14 protein-coding genes are annotated in these 17,025 nt (G+C 66.4%); 7 read left to right on the forward strand and 7 right to left on the reverse strand.

All coding sequences use genetic code 11. The features are described from left to right. Positions 1 to 78: 78 nt before the first annotated feature. Both AB0H42_RS00070 and AB0H42_RS00075 read right to left on the reverse strand, forming a co-directional pair. Positions 79 to 1,722, reverse strand: a complete 1,644-nt coding sequence (locus AB0H42_RS00070) for an NAD(P)/FAD-dependent oxidoreductase (RefSeq protein ID WP_357047342.1) — start codon at positions 1,720 to 1,722, stop codon at positions 79 to 81. 471 nt (positions 1,723 to 2,193) lie between these two features. Next, positions 2,194 to 2,562: a hypothetical protein gene (locus AB0H42_RS00075; protein ID WP_357047345.1), complete on the reverse strand. Its 369-nt coding sequence runs from the start codon at positions 2,560 to 2,562 to the stop codon at positions 2,194 to 2,196. A gap of 234 nt (positions 2,563 to 2,796) precedes the next feature. On the opposite strand from AB0H42_RS00075, the gene AB0H42_RS00080 reads away from it, so the two are divergent. Next, complete coding sequence (locus tag AB0H42_RS00080) at positions 2,797 to 3,432, forward strand: TetR/AcrR family transcriptional regulator C-terminal domain-containing protein (RefSeq protein ID WP_357047347.1); 636 nt, start codon at positions 2,797 to 2,799, stop codon at positions 3,430 to 3,432. A 262-nt stretch (positions 3,433 to 3,694) separates the two neighbouring features. Here AB0H42_RS00080 and AB0H42_RS00085 read toward each other — a convergent pair whose 3' ends face one another. Continuing rightward, positions 3,695 to 5,065, reverse strand: coding sequence for a cytochrome P450 (locus AB0H42_RS00085; protein ID WP_357047350.1), 1,371 nt, complete (start codon positions 5,063 to 5,065; stop codon positions 3,695 to 3,697). Between the two features lie 603 nt (positions 5,066 to 5,668). Here AB0H42_RS00085 and AB0H42_RS00090 point away from each other — a divergent pair. Both AB0H42_RS00090 and AB0H42_RS00095 read left to right on the forward strand, forming a co-directional pair. Next, positions 5,669 to 7,009 carry a family 1 glycosylhydrolase gene (locus AB0H42_RS00090; protein WP_357047353.1) on the forward strand — a complete coding sequence of 447 codons (1,341 nt, stop codon included), beginning with the start codon at positions 5,669 to 5,671 and terminating at the stop codon, positions 7,007 to 7,009. Between the two features lie 417 nt (positions 7,010 to 7,426). After that, on the forward strand, positions 7,427 to 8,686 hold the full coding sequence (locus AB0H42_RS00095; RefSeq protein WP_357047355.1) for a cytochrome P450: 1,260 nt from the start codon (positions 7,427 to 7,429) through the stop codon (positions 8,684 to 8,686). A 355-nt stretch (positions 8,687 to 9,041) separates the two neighbouring features. On the opposite strand, the gene AB0H42_RS00100 is transcribed toward AB0H42_RS00095, so the two are convergent. Both AB0H42_RS00100 and AB0H42_RS00105 read right to left on the reverse strand, forming a co-directional pair. Continuing rightward, the gene (locus tag AB0H42_RS00100; RefSeq protein WP_357047358.1) at positions 9,042 to 9,191 is read right to left on the reverse strand and encodes a hypothetical protein; all 150 of its coding nucleotides are present in this window, start codon (positions 9,189 to 9,191) and stop codon (positions 9,042 to 9,044) included. A gap of 238 nt (positions 9,192 to 9,429) precedes the next feature. Next, a complete protein-coding gene (locus tag AB0H42_RS00105; RefSeq protein WP_357047361.1) occupies positions 9,430 to 10,383 on the reverse strand; it encodes an NAD(P)-dependent alcohol dehydrogenase in 954 nt (317 codons plus the stop codon). Between the two features lie 690 nt (positions 10,384 to 11,073). Here AB0H42_RS00105 and AB0H42_RS00110 point away from each other — a divergent pair. Next, entirely contained in the window at positions 11,074 to 11,472 is a 399-nt protein-coding gene (locus AB0H42_RS00110) for a PPOX class F420-dependent oxidoreductase (protein ID WP_357047364.1), read from the forward strand. Positions 11,473 to 11,583: 111 nt separating this feature from the next. On the opposite strand, the gene AB0H42_RS00115 is transcribed toward AB0H42_RS00110, so the two are convergent. Continuing rightward, positions 11,584 to 12,531, reverse strand: a complete 948-nt coding sequence (locus AB0H42_RS00115) for a helix-turn-helix domain-containing protein (protein ID WP_357047367.1) — start codon at positions 12,529 to 12,531, stop codon at positions 11,584 to 11,586. Positions 12,532 to 12,629: 98 nt separating this feature from the next. On the opposite strand from AB0H42_RS00115, the gene AB0H42_RS00120 reads away from it, so the two are divergent. Beyond that, the gene (locus tag AB0H42_RS00120; protein ID WP_357047370.1) at positions 12,630 to 13,604 is read left to right on the forward strand and encodes a DJ-1/PfpI family protein; all 975 of its coding nucleotides are present in this window, start codon (positions 12,630 to 12,632) and stop codon (positions 13,602 to 13,604) included. 237 nt (positions 13,605 to 13,841) lie between these two features. Here AB0H42_RS00120 and AB0H42_RS00125 read toward each other — a convergent pair whose 3' ends face one another. Then, positions 13,842 to 14,981 carry an XdhC/CoxI family protein gene (locus tag AB0H42_RS00125; protein WP_357047373.1) on the reverse strand — a complete coding sequence of 380 codons (1,140 nt, stop codon included), beginning with the start codon at positions 14,979 to 14,981 and terminating at the stop codon, positions 13,842 to 13,844. A gap of 211 nt (positions 14,982 to 15,192) precedes the next feature. Between AB0H42_RS00125 and AB0H42_RS00130 the strand changes: the two genes are divergently transcribed. After that, complete coding sequence (locus AB0H42_RS00130) at positions 15,193 to 15,747, forward strand: MarR family transcriptional regulator (protein ID WP_357047376.1); 555 nt, start codon at positions 15,193 to 15,195, stop codon at positions 15,745 to 15,747. Between the two features lie 306 nt (positions 15,748 to 16,053). After that, positions 16,054 to 17,025 carry an ABC transporter substrate-binding protein gene (locus tag AB0H42_RS00135; protein WP_357047379.1) on the forward strand — a complete coding sequence of 324 codons (972 nt, stop codon included), beginning with the start codon at positions 16,054 to 16,056 and terminating at the stop codon, positions 17,023 to 17,025.

Genomic DNA, 17,025 nt, shown 5'->3' on the forward strand with positions numbered 1-17,025 from the left:
TCACGTCGACCGACACCACGCCATTGGTCCCCCGGGGTGGCGGGCGCCGCTCGGCGCCCGCCACGGGTAGTGCCTCGGTCACTGCGTCAGGATGAAACCGTCGTAGTCGTCGGCAGCGACCTGGTCGCACTTCTCGCGATATGCTCCGACGCCGCCGATATATGCGTACATCACCCTCGGCTTGCCGGGCACATTCGATCCCACGTACCAGGAGTCCACCTTCGGATAGAGCGTCATATCGCCGACTTCGCCGACGTGCCGCGTCCATTCCTGCTCCGCTTCGGTCTGGGCCTCCATGGTCGTAACGCCCCTGGACCGCATCGCTTCGATCGCGTCCGCCACCCAGTCGACGTGCTGCTCGATGGACACCATCATGTTCGACAGGACCGACGGGCTGCCCGGGCCAGTGATTGTGAAGAGGTTCGGAAAGCCCGCCACGGTGAGACCGAGGTAGGTGACGGGCCCGTCGGTCCACTTCGCCCGCAGCGACGCACCACCCCGGCCGCGAATGTCGATCGCGTCCAGTGCACCGGTCATCGCGTCGTACCCGGTGGCATAGATGATGTCATCGAACTCGAAACTCTCCCGCGTCGTCTCGAGTCCGGACGCGGTGACCTCGGTCAGCGGGGTCGCGCGAACGTCTACGAGCCGGACATCGGGACGATTGAAGGTCTCGTAGTAGTCCGTCCCCAGGACCGGGCGTTTGACGCCGAAGAGCCCGGCGGGCTGAAGAAGCCGGGCGACAGCCGGATCCGTCACGATCTCGCCGATCCGGTCGCGGATGAATTGGGCGGCGGTCTCGTTGGCGGCTTCGTCGGCGAGTAGGTCCGTAAATCCGACGAGCATGCTGACCAGTTCGCTGTTCTTGTCCGACCACACCCTGCGGTAGAAGGCATTTCGCTCGTCTTCGCTCACCTCGAGTGCCCCCTTGGTGGCTTCGGGTTGCGCGATGCCGAACGACGATTCCCGGTTGGCCTTGCGCACCTCGCGGTAGCGAGACTTGATTCCGTGCTGGAATGCGGGATCGAGCGCGTGATTGCCGGCGGGAAGAACATAGTTCGCGGTCCGCTGGAACACGGTGAGCTGCTCGGCCGCTCGGGCGATGAGTGGAATGACCTGCACCCCGGAGGAACCGGTACCGATCACCGCGACCCGTCTGCCGGTGAAGTCCACCTCCTGCTCGGGCCAATTGCCGGTGTGGAAGCTGCGGCCCCGGAACGTCTCGATGCCCGCAACCTCCACCATCTTCGGCGCCGACAGACAGCCTGTCGCCATGATCGCGAACCGCGCCGAGACGACCTCGCCCTGATCGGTCGTGATCCGCCACCGCGCGGCGGCCTCGTCGTAGACCGCGGCGGTGACCCGGGTCCGCAACTGCACGTCCTTACGCAGATCGAAACGATCCGCGACGTGGTTTATGTAGCGAAGCAACTCCGGCTGCGGCGGCAGTTTCTCCGTCCACTCCCACTCCTGCTCGAGCTCCGGGTCGAAGGAGTAGTTGTAGTACACGCTTTTCACATCGACGCGTGCGCCCGGATAACGGTTCCAGTACCACGTGCCGCCGAGTCCGCCGCCCGCTTCGTACACCTGCACCGAAAGGCCGAGTTCGCGCAACTTGTACAGCATGTGGAGGCCGGCGAATCCGGCTCCGACGACGACTGCGTCGATCTCGCGAGCCCTTTGCCCGGTCGAGAATACGGAATGCTCGGAGGTCGTTGTCATCGTGGGACCTGCCTTTCGATGAGTCGCCGTGGGGGACACAGCTGTTCGGTTCAACTACGTGGCGAGCCGGCAGTTACCTGGTCGAGGAAAGAACTGGCGTGATGGGGTGGTCGGACGGTGGAGACGATGGCGCCGCAGAAGTTCTTGCTCCTCCCTCGTGTCGCTGCAGCCCGGTTGATGTCACGAGCTGATCGGTGCGCGGACAAGACTGGCCGCGCTTCAGTTTTACAGACCGGAACAGGTGACAGATCAGCGGGACTCGGTTGCGCGCCTTGATGTTTCCGCACAGCGCTCCCTTTGCCGGACAGCACAAACGCGAGCAGGTGGCGCTTGCCCGGCGGTTCACCGGATAGCCGCCTTTCGGCGGTCCCGGGCCCGTTCGACGATCACCGGCCGCAGGCCGGCTTGCCGCAGCCCGATGGCCGCGGCCGTGCCGGTGATTCCCGAGCCCGACGACCAGTGCGCGTTTGCCTAAGTTGTCGACTTCCTCTCTGCTCGAGTCGATCCCGGTCGGTCCGGGACGACGACGGCCCGGGTTCGCCCCTGATGCGCCCAGGCTTCGCCGACGCGGCCGAGCGGGTACACGGTGTACGGCGCGTCGAAGGTGCCGTCGGCGAACCGGGCGAGGATGCCGGGGAGCTCGGTGATCATCTGCTCCTTCGAGACCGAGCCCTTGCCACTACCGCTGACCCGGATCCGTCGGCTGCGCAGTAGTGCCGCGGGCAGCACCGCCTCGGCTCCGGCGAGCGAGCCGATCTGCACGTAGTCGACCGCTACGCTGTCGTCGGCAGGGCCGGACCTTCCCAATGCCGCGAAAGCGGCCTCGGCGACGGGCCCCACACGTAGTCGAGGACGAGGGTGGGCTGTGTCTCGGCGACGGCCGCGGCGAGGGCGGCCGCCCAGGCGTCGGGTGCGTCGGGGCGCCCGGCCGGGCCGCTGTTCGGGATCCGGGAAGTCCGCGCAGACGGGGGTTGTGTCAAGGGTTTTGACGACTGCAGCACGCATTGCGTACTACTTAACTAAGTTAATCTCTGATGCCGACCACTGTCCCTGAACTTTGTTAGGGTGTCAACCGTGGCCAAGGGAATCACCCGGGAGCAGATCGTGGCGGCAGCACTCGAACTGCTCAACGAGCACGGCATGGACGCCCTCACCGTCCGTGCGCTCGCATCCCGGCTCGACGTGAAGGCCCCCGCCCTGTACTGGCACGTCCGCAACAAACAGGAACTGCTCGACGAAATGGCCACCTTCGTCATGCGCCGCGTCACCGACGCCCTCGCGGCGATCCCGCGCGGCGGCGACTGGCGTGACGCCGTAGCCGCCTACGCTCGCGTCCTGCGGTCGGAGTATCTACTGCACCGGGACGGAGCGCGCATCTTCAGCGGCACGCGTATCGCCGACCCCGCGGTCGTGAAAGCGAAAGAACCCTGGCTCGAGCGCTTGACCGCGACCGGGTTCTCACTGGCCGAAGCAGACGACACCCTCGATCTGGTCACCGCCTTCGTAGTCGGCTTCGTCATCGAGGAGCAGGAGCGCAGCCGGTCGACCGGCAGCGACCCCGCGCGATACTCGCGCGCCGGACGCGACGCGTGGCTCGGCGAGGGCGCCGAACTCGTCAAAGCCGCCGGACATCTCCGCGACGACGGCGACCGGAGGTTCGAACGGCAGCTCGGCGTTCTCCTCGACGGGCTCGCGGCCCGGCTGGGCTGACGACTCGGGCAGTTCACCGGCCCGTGGCGATAGGCGCGCCCGGGGCTTCCGGTCTGATCGTCGCCTCGGCGGTGATGAACACGATGCGGCCGCTGTCGCCGGGACGGTTCACGCTCCGGTGTGGAGGTGAGTGGCCCACAGCGATGGGGTGGCCGGAAAGGTGTCGCGCGCCGCACGGACAGCGTGGTGCAGTGCGTGGGGCGCGCGGCCGATATCGATCACTGTCGTATCGGGAGCGGTACGCAAGTCCCTGTAGAAGGCCTCAGGGGACGATCGAAAGGGGCCGTCCAGCGGGCACGTGCGGGTGCGCGATCATCGGCAATCGATCGAGCTGTACAGTGGCCGCCGCGATCTCGCGCACTGCCACTCCGGGCACCGGCTCCAGCCGGACTCGTGCGACCACTGTCGCCAGAATTGCCGTCGCCTCCAGCCAGGCGAAAGGCTCGCCGATGCAATTGCGATTGCCGATGCCGAAAGGCTGGAACGCCCCGCTGCGGGTCACCTTCTTGCGGTATTCCGGGGTCCACCGATCCGGGTCGAAGGTCGCCGGGTCCGCGAAATGGTTCGGGTCGTTGTGCAGCGCGTAGTTGGAGTAGATGATCGTGGCGCCCTCGGGGATGGTAACGCCGCCGAGTTCGATTTCCGCCGTTGTCTCCCGCATGCCGAGCCAGGGCGGACAGTAGCGGCGCAGCGTTTCGGTGACGACCTTCTCGGTGAAGACGAGATCGCGGACATTGTCCGCGCGCACCGGTCCGGCACCGAGGACCTCTGTCACTTCACGTTCCAGCCGGTCGAGGATGTCCCGACGTCGCCCGAGCTCGTAAAACGCGAAAGCCAAAGTGTTCGACACGGTTTCGTAACCTGCCGCGAACATCGTCATGACTTCGTCCCGGATCTCCTGGTCGCTGAGCCCGGTGCCGTCGTCGAAACGGGCCGCGAGGAGCATCGAGACGAGATCGTGGTGATCCTCCTGGCGGGCCCGGTACTCCGCGATGATGCGATCGACGACGGTGAGCAGTCGCCGCACCGCGGCGTCGAAAGCGCGGTTACGCAGCGGCAGCCGGGCCAGCCAGGGCATCATCGTCCGTTTCGGCAGTTCGGCGACGATGACCGGGAATGCCCGCAGTGACTCGCTCACCAGGTCTTCGGCGATATCACTGGAGAACAGGGCCCGCGCCACGATCCGCATGGCCAGCCCGCCCAGTTCTCGGTCCAGTTCGATTCGTTGCCCGGCGTGCCAGGCATCGACCATGCTCGAAGTACTGTCGGCCATGATGTCGACGTATCCGGCGACTCGCTCGCGATGGAAACCCGGTGCCATCAACCGGCGATGACGCATATGTTTCGGTTCGGCCGAGATGACGATTCCGTCACCGAGCACCACTCGCATGGCATCGAAGAACGCGCCCTTCTCCACACACTGTGAGATCTTGCCGCGCAGTAATGAATCGAGCAACTCAGGGGCTGTCACCACATAGGCCTCGTCGCGACCCAGCCGGATGCGAACAATCGGTTCGGGCAGCGCGTGCAACTCGGCCAGGAATTCCAACGGCCGTCGCTGCAGCTGCAGACCGTGACCTATGAGTGGCCACGCTCGTCGCGGCGATTTTCCGGGCACAATGGCAGCAGTCATCACGACTCCTCGATCGGTGAATTCGGTATTCTACGAGCAAAATCAACTCTGCATATTCTCACCGGTCCGAGAATTCGCCGAGACAGAACTCCCGACGCCGATCGGAGCAGTAGGTACCATTCCAGGATTTTTCTTCACCCAGATATCAGTGACCCGTGTCGAGAACATCTACCGGCGCTCCCATGGAACCTGGAAGACTTTTCTGTCCCGACCGCACTCAACGCAACTCCCGAAGTAGTGACTCCCTTGCCGATATTCAAGCCGACAGCGCAGGATGCGGGCAAGTAGGGGAAACCCTATACACCGAAGAGAGTTGCAATCATTCGCCGGCGGCCGAGCCGGGCTCGAACAGCGGTACGCGTCCTCGGGTGGACGCTCCGGCTGTCGCGTTGCAGTCGATACGTGACGGCCTCTCGCAGCATCGGCGAACCGTTGCCCGAGCCGTGCTTCCGGAATGTGCACGAATGTCCACCTACTCGTGTCGTGATCCTCGGGAGCTGCAACGACTGCGACGACGTGGGGAGGTCCCGCGGAGGGCCGACGTCGTCCGCGGAATCGGCGTTTCTATGCCGAGCCGGTGCTCGCCGGCATTACCCTGAGGCGATGCGTCCACGGCTCCGTCGGTACTGGGTAGCTTCGCTCACGGTTCTCGTCTCGACCGTCTTGTTCTGTGCGCACGCCGCCGCGGCGCCGCAACCCGCGGCCGGGCTACCACGATTGGACGGCGGGTTCCTGTGGGGTGTGGCATCCTCAGGGTTCCAGGCGGAAGGTCGTGCGCCCGACAGCAACTGGACTCGGTATATCGCGGCGAACCCCACCTATGACCGCCTCGGGAACTCGGTGGATTTCTACGACCGCTTCGAATCCGATATCCGCCTCGCCGCGGACCTGGGCGTCCGGGTGTTCCGGATCGGGGTCGAATGGGCACGCCTGCAGCCGGCACCGGGGGTCTGGGACGAGCAGGCTTTCCGCTTCTACGACTCGGTGATCGCGAGCATTGCCCGGGCCGGTATGCGACCCATGATCACCCTCGACCACTGGGTGTATCCGGGTTGGATCGCCGATCGGGGCGGCTGGCGCAGCCCGACCATCGTCGAGGACTGGCTGGCGAATATGCGTGCCGTTGTGGACCGTTACGCCGCCCAGGACCCGCTGTGGGTCACCGTGAACGAACCCGTCGCCTATATCGCCCACGAGACCGGTCGCGGCAACGCCGACGCCCCGCAGATGCTGGATCGGATCGCGCAGGCGCACAACAGTATCTACGACCATATCCATCACGTCCGGCCGAATGCTCAGGTGACCAGCAATGTCGGTTACGTCGCCGGCGCGGAGGACCGGATCAACGGCGCCCTCGTCGACCGTATCGCCGCCCGCCTCGACTACGTCGGAATCGACTACTACTGGGGCTACGACGCGGCGCGGACGATCATCGAGTACCTGGGCGGTGCCGTCGGATCCGCGGTCCCGCCCGGACCGTCGATCTGGGAGCTTCCGATCCGTCCGGAAGGGATCTACTTCGCCCTCCGGCACTATGCCGACCGCTTCCCGGGTAAACCTCTCTACATCGTCGAAAACGGTATGGCCACCGACAACGGACATCCACGCGCCGACGGCTTCACTCGCAGTGCCCATCTGCAGGACACCGTCTACTGGATTCAGCGCGCCGAGGCCGACGGTATCAACGTGATGGGCTACAACTACTGGAGTCTCACCGACAATTACGAATGGGGGAGCTTCCGTCCCCGGTTCGGCCTCTACACCGTCGACGCCACCACCGACCCGAGCCTCACTCGCCGGCCGACCGACGCTGTCGGCACGTACACCCGGACCATCGCGGAAGGTGGCGTGCCCGGCGACTATCGACCCACCCGGGGTGTGGCACCCTGCTTTCTCATCGACCCCCCGGACAGCTGCCTACGCCCCGTTGCCGCCGTACCCTGATGGCATCCGGGCCGCGCGCAGGCGACTCGGTGAGATCGGCTTCGACATAGGTGGCGGTGACACCAGAGGCGGCGCCACCGCCCCGGTCTGCCGACGATCTGGCCGGCGCGTAGCTGGACCAGGCCGATTTGGTCCAGGGGATCGCCCCATTGCCGGCGGCCTTCAACAGCGCCGCGCCGATCTCGTCGAGTTCGGGACCAGTTGCTGGGGGTTGGGCAGCCGGGAGCCGCTGCGCTGCGGAAATACCCGCGGACGAGAACCAAACCGCGCATTGCAGATCGGATACGAAGTGGTCGATGCCGGGCGGTCGGTATTGATCAGGCCTCTTTCTCGAGTAGTCTCGCCTCGGGTGTTCCGGTGGCGTCGGCAGAAGTGCTTCCGGACGCCCCATCCGCCTGTACATATGGAGTGACATAGTTGTTTCCGCAGCCGCCCGACGCTCAGTCGACCGTACTTCCGCTCATCCACGGATCACCACAGAGCACCGACGGGCCACGGGTTCCGTTCTACGCCGATGAAATCGCCCAGGCACCGCACCGCGCCTATCGCGAAATGCGCCGCCGATACGGCGCGTTGGTGCCGGTCGAGTTGGCTCCCGGCGTCCCGGCGACACTCGTCGTCGGCTATCACACCGCGGTGCGCATCCTCAACGATCCCGAGCACTTCCCGGCGGATTCCCGGATATGGCAGAAAGATATCCCGCGCGACTGCCCCGTCCTCCCCCTACTGGAGTGGCGTCCGTCGGCTGTCCGGAACTCGGGCCCCGTGCACGCCCGTTACCGGCAGGCAACCGTCGCCGGGGTGAACGGGGTCGATCTGTACTCGCTGCACAGCCGAGTGGAACGGATCGCCGTGCCGCTCATCAACGCGTTCTGCACCACCGGTTCGGCGGAACTCATCGAGCAGTACGCGTTCCCGCTGACCTTCGCCCTCCTCAACGACATCCTGGGCTGTCCGGCCGAGATCAGTCGACGCGCGGCGGCAGGAATGGCCACAATGATCGAAGGATCGACAGCGGCCGCCGCCGAAGGCAACGCCATGCTGGAACAGGCCATGGCCGATCTGGTCAGCCTGAAAAAGACCGAACCCGGTCAGGACATCGTTACCCGGATGGTGCACGACCCGGCGAACCTCGACGACGAGGAGATGCTGCACAACGTGTACAGCTTCTTCGGAGCAGGGATCGAACCGCTGCAGAACCTGATCGTCAATTCGCTCCGGCTGATACTCACCGACGAGCGTTTCGCGGGCGGCATCCTCGGCGGGAGCCTGTCGACCCGAGATGCCGTGGACGAGGTGCTGTTCACCGACCCGCCGGTGGCGAACTACGCGATCTCCTTTCCCCGCCAGCCGGTGCTGATCGACGGTGTCTGGCTACCCGCCCATCAGCCGGTGATGATCAGCCTCGCCGCGTGCAACAACGACCCTGCCATCGATACCGGGGTGTACACCGACAACCGCGCCCACCTCGCATGGAGCATCGGCGCGCATATGTGCCCGGCGAAAGAGGTGGCCTACCTGGTGGCGCAGGAGGCGATCGACCAGCTGCTCGACGCACTGCCCGAACTGCGTCTCGCCGTACCGGCCGATGAGCTTTCCTGGCGCCCCGGGCCTTTCCAACGTGCGCTGACCGCACTGCCGGTGAAGTTTCCCGAATCCGCGCCGCTCACAATTTAGCCCGACGAGCCCGATGCACTGTTCCGGGCGCTCGGCTGTCGGCTCCGGTTCCGTGTCCGCGGTACCCGGGACAGCCGCCGCCGAATCGAAGCACGTCACCGTGTCGCTCACTGCTCCACGGCTGCACTCGCATGAGTAGCCGGGTGCTTCCCACGTGTCGGGACTCGCGGCCGCGTGCACGCTCCGGTCTGCAGCAGGGCGCGTATGCCGAGCCGGTGCATGCGTGTGGTGTCGTCGGCTCATGTAGTCGATGGTGTGCGTCAGAGCACCGGCCGTTTTCGAATCCGTGACGATGCGGCAGCACTTGTTCGAGGTCGGGTGCGGGGCCGGCGGCCGTTGTTTCGCCTGCCCGTGATCACGGACGGCCGGTGGCGAACGCCTGTACGGCGTCGAGGAACTCCGGGCCGCCCGTGACGTATCCGCCGACTGTTCCACCGATCAGCACACCCACGGGAATGCTGATCCCCCAGATCAGGAACAGACATGCCCCGAGGAGGCCGCCCACGATGGGACCGCCGACGACGCCGGGCCGGTTCTTGTCGACCTGCTCCGCGAGTCGGCTGTAGGAGCTGAGGTCCTTCGCTTGCGCACTGTTTTCTGCTGTCGTGGCCGGTGTCAGCGTCAGGGTGTGGCCGTCCGCGCCGATGTGCTGCGCGATCGTGATCGAACGGCCGCCGGCGGCATACCACTTCGCCCGGGAGGCCGGTTCGTTCCGCCAGCACCGGGGTCAGTGCCACAACCACTCACATGACTTCGATCACGACTTTGCCGAGCGCATGTCCGGCTCCGACGTATGCGAGCGCTTCGGGGACCTCGTCGAGCGCGAAACGGCGGTCGATATGAATCCGGGTTTCCCCGGCCGCACACAGGTCGGCGAGTGGGGTGAAATGCGCCGGCCCCGATTTCACCGCCAGGACCCCCATGCGCCGACCCGTCAGCCCGCCCACGACGGTTCCGGCAGTCACCAGCCTCAGGAGAGTCCTTGTGGATCCGCCGACGCAGCGGTACCGGCCGCCCCGGGCGAGCGCCCGGTGGTACGCGAACACAGAGCGCTGCGCGACGAGGTCGAGCACCAGATCGTAGGTGCCGGCTCGGGTGAAATCCTGTTCGCGGTAGTCGATCACCTCGTCGGCACCGACAGACCGCATGAAGTCGAGCTTCTCGCCGTTGTCGACCCCGGTCACGTGCGCGCCGAGCCGTTTGGCGAGTTGGATCGCGAAAGACCCCGAACCTCCACCCGCACCGTTGATCAGCACCGAATCTCCGGAACCGGTACCGGCGATGCCCTGCAGCGCGATTGCTCCCGCCTGCGGCAGTGTCGAGGCTTGGGCGAAGGTCAGCGAGTCGGGCTTGTGGGCCAAGGCCGACTCCGGTGCCACGGCGTACTCCGCGAAACCGCCTTTGCGGCCGAGATTGTCGCCGTACACCGCATCGCCGGGCCGGAACCGGGTCACGCCGGCGCCGACGGCCTCGACGACTCCCGCGATATCGGACCCGAGCACTCGTCGTGCGGGCCTGCGCAGCCCGCCGATTCTTGCGTACAACGGTGTGCCCTGTAAGCACTCCCAGTCGGACAGATTGATCGATACGGCATGGACCCGGACGAGCACTTGATCGTCCCCGGGGTCCGGTATCGCGGTCTCCTCTGCCGACAGCGCTTCAGGCCCGCCGTAGCGGTGGTAGACGACGGCTCTCATTTCGTTCCCTTGTCCAGCACTATCCGACCATTCGGCCTTCGCTCAACATAGTGCTTTTCAGTCGCCTTTCGCTCGGCGAGCATTCGCCGGGGACCTCACCTGTTTCCGGTCCAGGAAGCGGAACAGAGTGGGCGGTCCGGCACAGCCCGCAGGCGCCTGGTCGGGCAGCTTCACCGGCAAGGACGCCGTTCGCCGCGACCTGCTCGGTCCGCTGGGCGCACAGTTCGCCGACGCATACACCGGGCACCGCAAGCCGGCTCGTGGCCGAGGACGGCATCGTTGTCGTCGAGGCGCAGGGCCGTGTGACAGCGACGACCGACCCACGCTACGACAACAAGGACTGCGGCTGCCGTTGCCAGATGCCGGTGGACGTTTGCGCAGGTCGTCGATTGCCTGAGCGCGAGCACGGGCTTACCGGCCTTCAGGGGTCGATCCTTGCGGATCGAGGCGGGTACCACCTTTATCTCGCTGATCCGCCGGCGTCCGCACTGCGTGTCCGGTGCCCGGTGACCGGCTTGCCAGGTGTCGGCGTCCGCTCGGCCGGACGGGCATGCGCAGCCTGCTGATGCGAAGGGTCTCGCGGGAGCAACTGGAAACTAGCGCTGCTAGACAGGACAGCGATGGAATGGTATCTTTGCTCCGATTTCTAGCGATGCTAGTAATTCGAGATCGGACCGAGGAGTAATCGACATGTCCTTCACCAGCAATGAACAGCAGTTCCTCGCGGAGGCCGGGATCGGACGCCTGGCCACGGTATCGCCCGACGGCGTTGTGCAGAACAACCCGACCGGCTATCGGGTGAACGCCGACGGCACGATCGACATCGGGGGCATGCGGATGCGGGCCAGTCGAAAGTTCCGCAATATCGAGGCGGGTAGCCGGGTGTCGTTCGTCATCGACCAACAAGTTTCTCTGGAGCCGTATGTGATTCGCGGCATCGAGGTGCGCGGCACGGCCGAAGCGCTCGATGACGAAGAGCCACCGTTCCCAACCCAGGAACGTGCGGTCATCCGAATTCACCCCGAACGGGTCATCTCCTGGGGCATCGACGGTGGATCCTTCGACTTCACCAGTCGCGGCGCCGAGTAGCCGGACATCGTGGGCGATCCCCCGAGAAAGGCCGTCACCGAAGGTCTGTGTAGATCCCGAGCACCTGCCGGCATCACCTCGATGGGAAGCATCGAGTGCCGAGGTCATCGGCTATGCGGGCGGATTCGTCCGGAATGTCGACCGGTATGCCGCGGGAGTGGTGCCGACGTGCCGGACGAAGTGGTATCGGAAGGTCTCGATCGAGCCGAATCCTGCCGTTCTGGCGATGCTCTCGATGGGGAGGGTGGTCGTCTCGAGTAGTTCCCGTGCCCGGTGGAGACGGCGGTCGAGCAGCCATTGCGCAGGCGTCGTACCGGTATGGGCGCGGAATCGCCGTGACAGGCTACGGGTGCTCATCGAGGCCTTGGTGGCGATATCGGCCAGGGACATCGATGTGGCGAGGTTGTCCTGTATCCACTGCAATGTCGGGCCGAGGTCATCGGATGGCGCGGCGGGCGCCGGCCGCTCGATGAATTGCGCTTGCCCGCCTGACCGCTGGGGTGGCATCACGATCTGCCGTGCCGTGTCGGCCGCCACCGCCGCGCCCCGGTCGCGGCGCACCAGATGCAGGCACAGATCCAGGCCCGCCGCGACGCCCGCGGAGGTCAGGATCATTTCGTCGTCGATGAACAGGACCGACGGGTCCACCGTCACGGACGGGTACCGGTCCGCGAGGTGGTCGGCGAGCAGCCAGTGCGTTGTCGCCTTCCGGCCGTCCAGTAGTCCCGCGGCCGCAAGTACGAAGGCTCCGGTGCAGATCGAGGCCACTCGGGCGCCCCGGTCTGCCGCCGCCCGCACCGTCCGCAGGACGCGCGGATCGGGAACCGCGTCGGGGTCGGCGCCCGGGACGATCACCGTCTGGGCGTCGAGCGCATCGTCGAGGCCGTAGCGCGAGGAGAAGGCGAACACTTCCTCCCCGGCGGCCGTCGCGATCATGTTCTTCTTCCGTTGGGCACACACCCGGACGCGGTAGCCGGGGGCGAGGGAGAAGACCTGGCACGGAATGGCCAGTTCGAAACCCACGACTCCGTCGACAGCCAGGACGGCGACAGAATGCATGGCCAGATCTTACGCAACTGTGGCGATCAAGCCACTGTTCGCCCGGTCCGATCACCGAGATACTGAGGGTGTAAACGCAACTCCCACCGGAGGATTCGATGACTTATCGTGTACACACAGTGCTCTACGACGGGGTGGAAGATCAGGATTTCATCGGCCCGATCACTGCGCTGGGCGTCGTCGACGATGTACAGCACAGCTTCGTCACCGTCGACGGTCCCGGCACTGTCACCACCACGGCGGGTCTCGAGATCACCGTCCGCACCCCGTGGTCCCCGGACCGCGCCGACCTGATCGTGGTGCCCGGCGGTGGTTACGGTGAAGGGTCTCCCGTCCAAGAGCAGATCCGCCGTGGCACGGTGCCCCGCGCGTTGACCGCGGCCCGGCGTCCGGGACTGATCCTCGCGGCCACCTGCACCGGAACGCTGCTGCTGGCGGCGGCCGGGATCACCACCGGGCGACCGTGCACAACACATCACATCGCCGAGAACGATCTCCGGGAGCAAGGGGCGATCGTGGTCGGCGCGCGCGTCGTCGACGACGGCGACCTGGTCACCTCGGCCGGGGTCACCTCCGGTATCGACCTCGGACTGTGGCTTGTCGAGCGGCTCTTCGGCCCCGAGACCGCCGCGTTCGCCGAGGAGGTTCTCGAGCACGAACGCCGCAGCGATGTCTGGGAGGTGAACCGTGACGGTGATCGAGGACGAACGACCCGGTACGACCCGGTCGCAGAGGTTCCGCCTGTCCATGACGGAGACGAACCTTCCACGACCGAGGGCGTCACATTCGTCAATGCCATCGAACTCCCCGCGGAGCGAATCGACGAATTCGTCCAACAGTGGCGTGCCCGTGCCGCGCTCATGCGCACAGCGCCCGGATTCCGCGATGTCCGCCTGCACCGGGCGATACTTCCGGACGCGCGGTTCCAACTCGTCAACATCGCGCATTGGGACAGCGCCGAAGCGTGTGAGGCCGCCGGTCTGCATCCCACGGTCGTCGCTTCGGTCGACGAAGCGAGAACGATCGCCACCGCCCACCCGGCACTGTATCGAGTCGCCGCCGAGTACTTCTGATCTACACCGATCAGCAGTGTGTGGATGTTGTCCACCGGTGTCATGCCTGGGGGAGACTTCGGGCCGGGCGGCATCGAGGTCGCAGCGGGCACGCGTGGTCGCCGCGCCGATCCCTCCCGCGTCATCACCCGCAGCGCCGCGGCGAGAGCCGTTCACGGCGCTCGCCGGCGCCGCATACGCCCGGAGTGATCGGCCGCGTGACTCGGCCGGTCGGCCGAGGCGGTCAGGCCGCGGCTCCTACGCTGTGTCGAGGAGATCTCGATGGTTCGTCTCGGCGGGCTCCGGTGGGTGGATCGGTCCGGCGCTGCGTCCGAGCCGCCGGCCGCTGCCGCCGCGGCGCAGGGCGATGACCTCGGCGAGGATGGAGACGGCGGTCTCCTCCGGTGTCGCGGCGCCCAGATCGAGACCGATCGGCGAGGACAGCCGACGCAGCTCGGCGTCGGTCACCCCGGCGGCGCGGAGACGTTCCATTCGGTCGGTGTGTGTCCGCCTGCTGCCCATGGCGCCCACGTAGCCCGCGTCGGACCGCAGGGCGATCTCGAGGGCCGGAACATCGAAGCGCGGATCGTGGGTGAGAACGCAGATGGCGGTGGACGGCGTGATCGCCGCCTGCTTCAAGTAGTCCTGGGGCCACATCACGACGACCTCGTCGGCTTCCGGGAAGCGTTCGGGAGTCGCGAAAACCGGCCGGGCGTCGCACAGTGTCACCGAGTATCCCAGGAGTTTCGCCGCCCGGACGAGCGCGTGGGCGAAGTCGACCGCGCCGAACACCAGCATGCTCGGCGGCCGGGCGATGGACGAGATCAATACCGACACTGCCGTTCCGGCGCAGTCTCCGGTCTCGCCCAGCTGTACGGTCGTCACCGTGCCGGCCTCGAGGTGCCGGGCGGCCCGGGCGGCGACTGCCGCATCCAGGAGCGGATCGCCGCAGGTGCCCGCCCATGCGGTGCCGGTCGTGACAATCGACCTGCCCAGGTGGGCGCCCTCGGAGACGACGGTCGCCGTCGCGACCGGCCGGCCCGCCGCGACGCTGTCCACGACCAGTGCGAGGCCGGGGATATCCGTCGGCCCCGCGCGTTGGACCAGGACATCCATCGAGCCGCCACACATCATCGCGACGGATCCGGCGCCGGTATCGTCGACCGCGTACCGGCGGACGGTCGCCTTCCCGGTGGTCATCACGTCGGTGGCGAGATGGAAGACATCGCTCTCGATGCAGCCGCCCGAAATGCTGCCGACGACGGTCCCGTCTCGGGCGACGGCCATGACGGTGCCGACGGGCCGCGGAATCGAGCCCGCCGATCGGACGATTGTGACCAGGGCGCAGTCGATTCCGGCTGCGTGCCATCGGGTCACTGTGTTCAGCACCTCGTGCATCCGGGCTACCCTCTGCCTTGTCGTGCCGGTCCGCGTACCGTCGGCCGATACGCGGTTCGCGGCCGGTGGTCGCTGTCGGCGTTCGCGTCGACTCGGTGATCGAGCTGTCCCGGCGAGACGATCGCCGGGGTTCCGCGCTGGTGGGATGATAGAAAAGATCGTACAGTACCTTTGCGCAAAGGTAAGCCGGTCGGGCGACGAGGGATGGGTTGTGGCAGAGGCAGTGACGAAAGACTCGGACGGTGTCGGCGAGATCATCCGGCAATGGGCCCAGTCGCGGCCCGAACTCGATGTCTCCGCGCTGGAGATCTTCGGGCGCATGCATCGGAGCTTCCTGCTCTATCGGTCTCGGATCAACGGTGTGTTCGAGCAGTTCGGCACCAATGAGGCGGGGTTCGATGTCCTCGCGTGCCTGCGGCGCGCGGAGCCGGAGTTCCGGCGTACGGCGGGTGAGCTGGCGAAGCAGACGCTGGTCACGACGGGCGGTCTGACTCTGCGGGTCAACCGGCTGGAGGAGGCCGGGCTGGTGCTGCGGGAGCGCGACCCCGAGGATGCCCGGGTGGTCTATGTGACCCTGTCCGACGCGGGGCGCGATCTCGTGGACCGGGTCGCCGATGCGCACTTCGCCGAACTCGCGCACATGCTGGTGGGCCTGGACTCCGACCAGAAGGCTCGGCTGGCGGGGTTGCTCACGGTGCTGGAGGGGTCGCTGCGGATGTCCGCGCTGCCGGCGGGGGAGGGTGCCGCGGTCGATCGCACTGCCTGAGCGTCCGCTCGGCACGCTCCCGGATCTCACGATCTGGGAGCGTTCGTCGTTTTCGGGGTCGTCGTCGCGAAACCTTTCCGGCATTTTCTGTGGGGGCCGTCACATCCGAATTCGCGGTGTGACCTGCATCTCTCCGTTCGGGACGGCAGATTCCGATGGGGTTAACCGCCTGTTAATCATCGAATTCCCGCCCCTCCGGCGTTGACCTCTTAGCGGTAAGGAAGTACAAATCTCTTGCAGCCAAGATGTTCGGCAACCGCGGTGAAATCAGCCCGGTCGCCACCATCGTCCCGACAGGAGACGTTCATGACGACAATCCGCCTCGCGGCCGCGGCCCTGCTGGCCGGCTCGGCCTTGGTTCTGAGCTCGTGCAGCGGTTCGGGCGAGCACACCGCCGCGGCCACCGACGGCACTCTCGAGCAGACCGAGGTCTCGGTGGGTGTGCTGCCGCTGGCCGACTATGCGGCGGTGTACTGGGCGGACGAGAAGGGTTACTTCGAGAAGGCGGGGCTCACGGTAACGCTCGAGCCGATCCAGGGTGGGCCCATCGGTATCCAGAAGGTCGCCTCGGGGGAACTCGACTTCAGCATCGCCAACTCGATCTCCGCGGCGATCGCGCAGTCCCGCAAGACGCCGATCACCACCGTCGCGCATACGGCCTCCCTCGGTGACGGCAGCGGAATCCTGTATGTGAAGCCGGAGTCGCCGATCCGATCGCTGGCCGATATCAACGGTAAGACCGTCGGCGTGAACACCACCAACAACATCGGCGACGTCACCATCGGCAACCTCGCGGCCGACCAGAGCGTCGATATCGAACCGCGATACGTCGAGGTGCCGTTCCCCGAGATGCTGCCCGGGGTGCAGGCCGGCTCGATCGACGTCGGGTACGCCCCCGAGCCGTTCTCCTCGGCCGCGCGCGGCGCCGGGATGCGAGAGATCGCGGACCTCACGACGGACACCAACAACGCGCTGCCGGCGTCGATCTTCGTCGCGGGTGACGATTTCGTGGACGCGAACCCGGACACCACCGCGGCGTTCGCTCGCGCGATCTACGCCGCCGGCGCCGATATATCCGCTCATGAGGCCGATTTCCGCAGCTGGCTACCCGGTGTCGCGAAGGTCCCCGCGGAGGTGGCCCAGTCGATGTCGCTACCGATCTTCGCGTCGAGTATGGATCCGGCGAAGATGCAGTCCGTCGCCGAGATGCTCGCCGCCCAGGGGCGGATCCCCGAGGGCTTCGACGTCACCCCGCACCTCATCACGCTCGAGGACTGA

This window comes from Nocardia sp. NPDC050799 (assembly GCF_040654015.1).
GTDB lineage: Bacteria > Actinomycetota > Actinomycetes > Mycobacteriales > Mycobacteriaceae > Nocardia.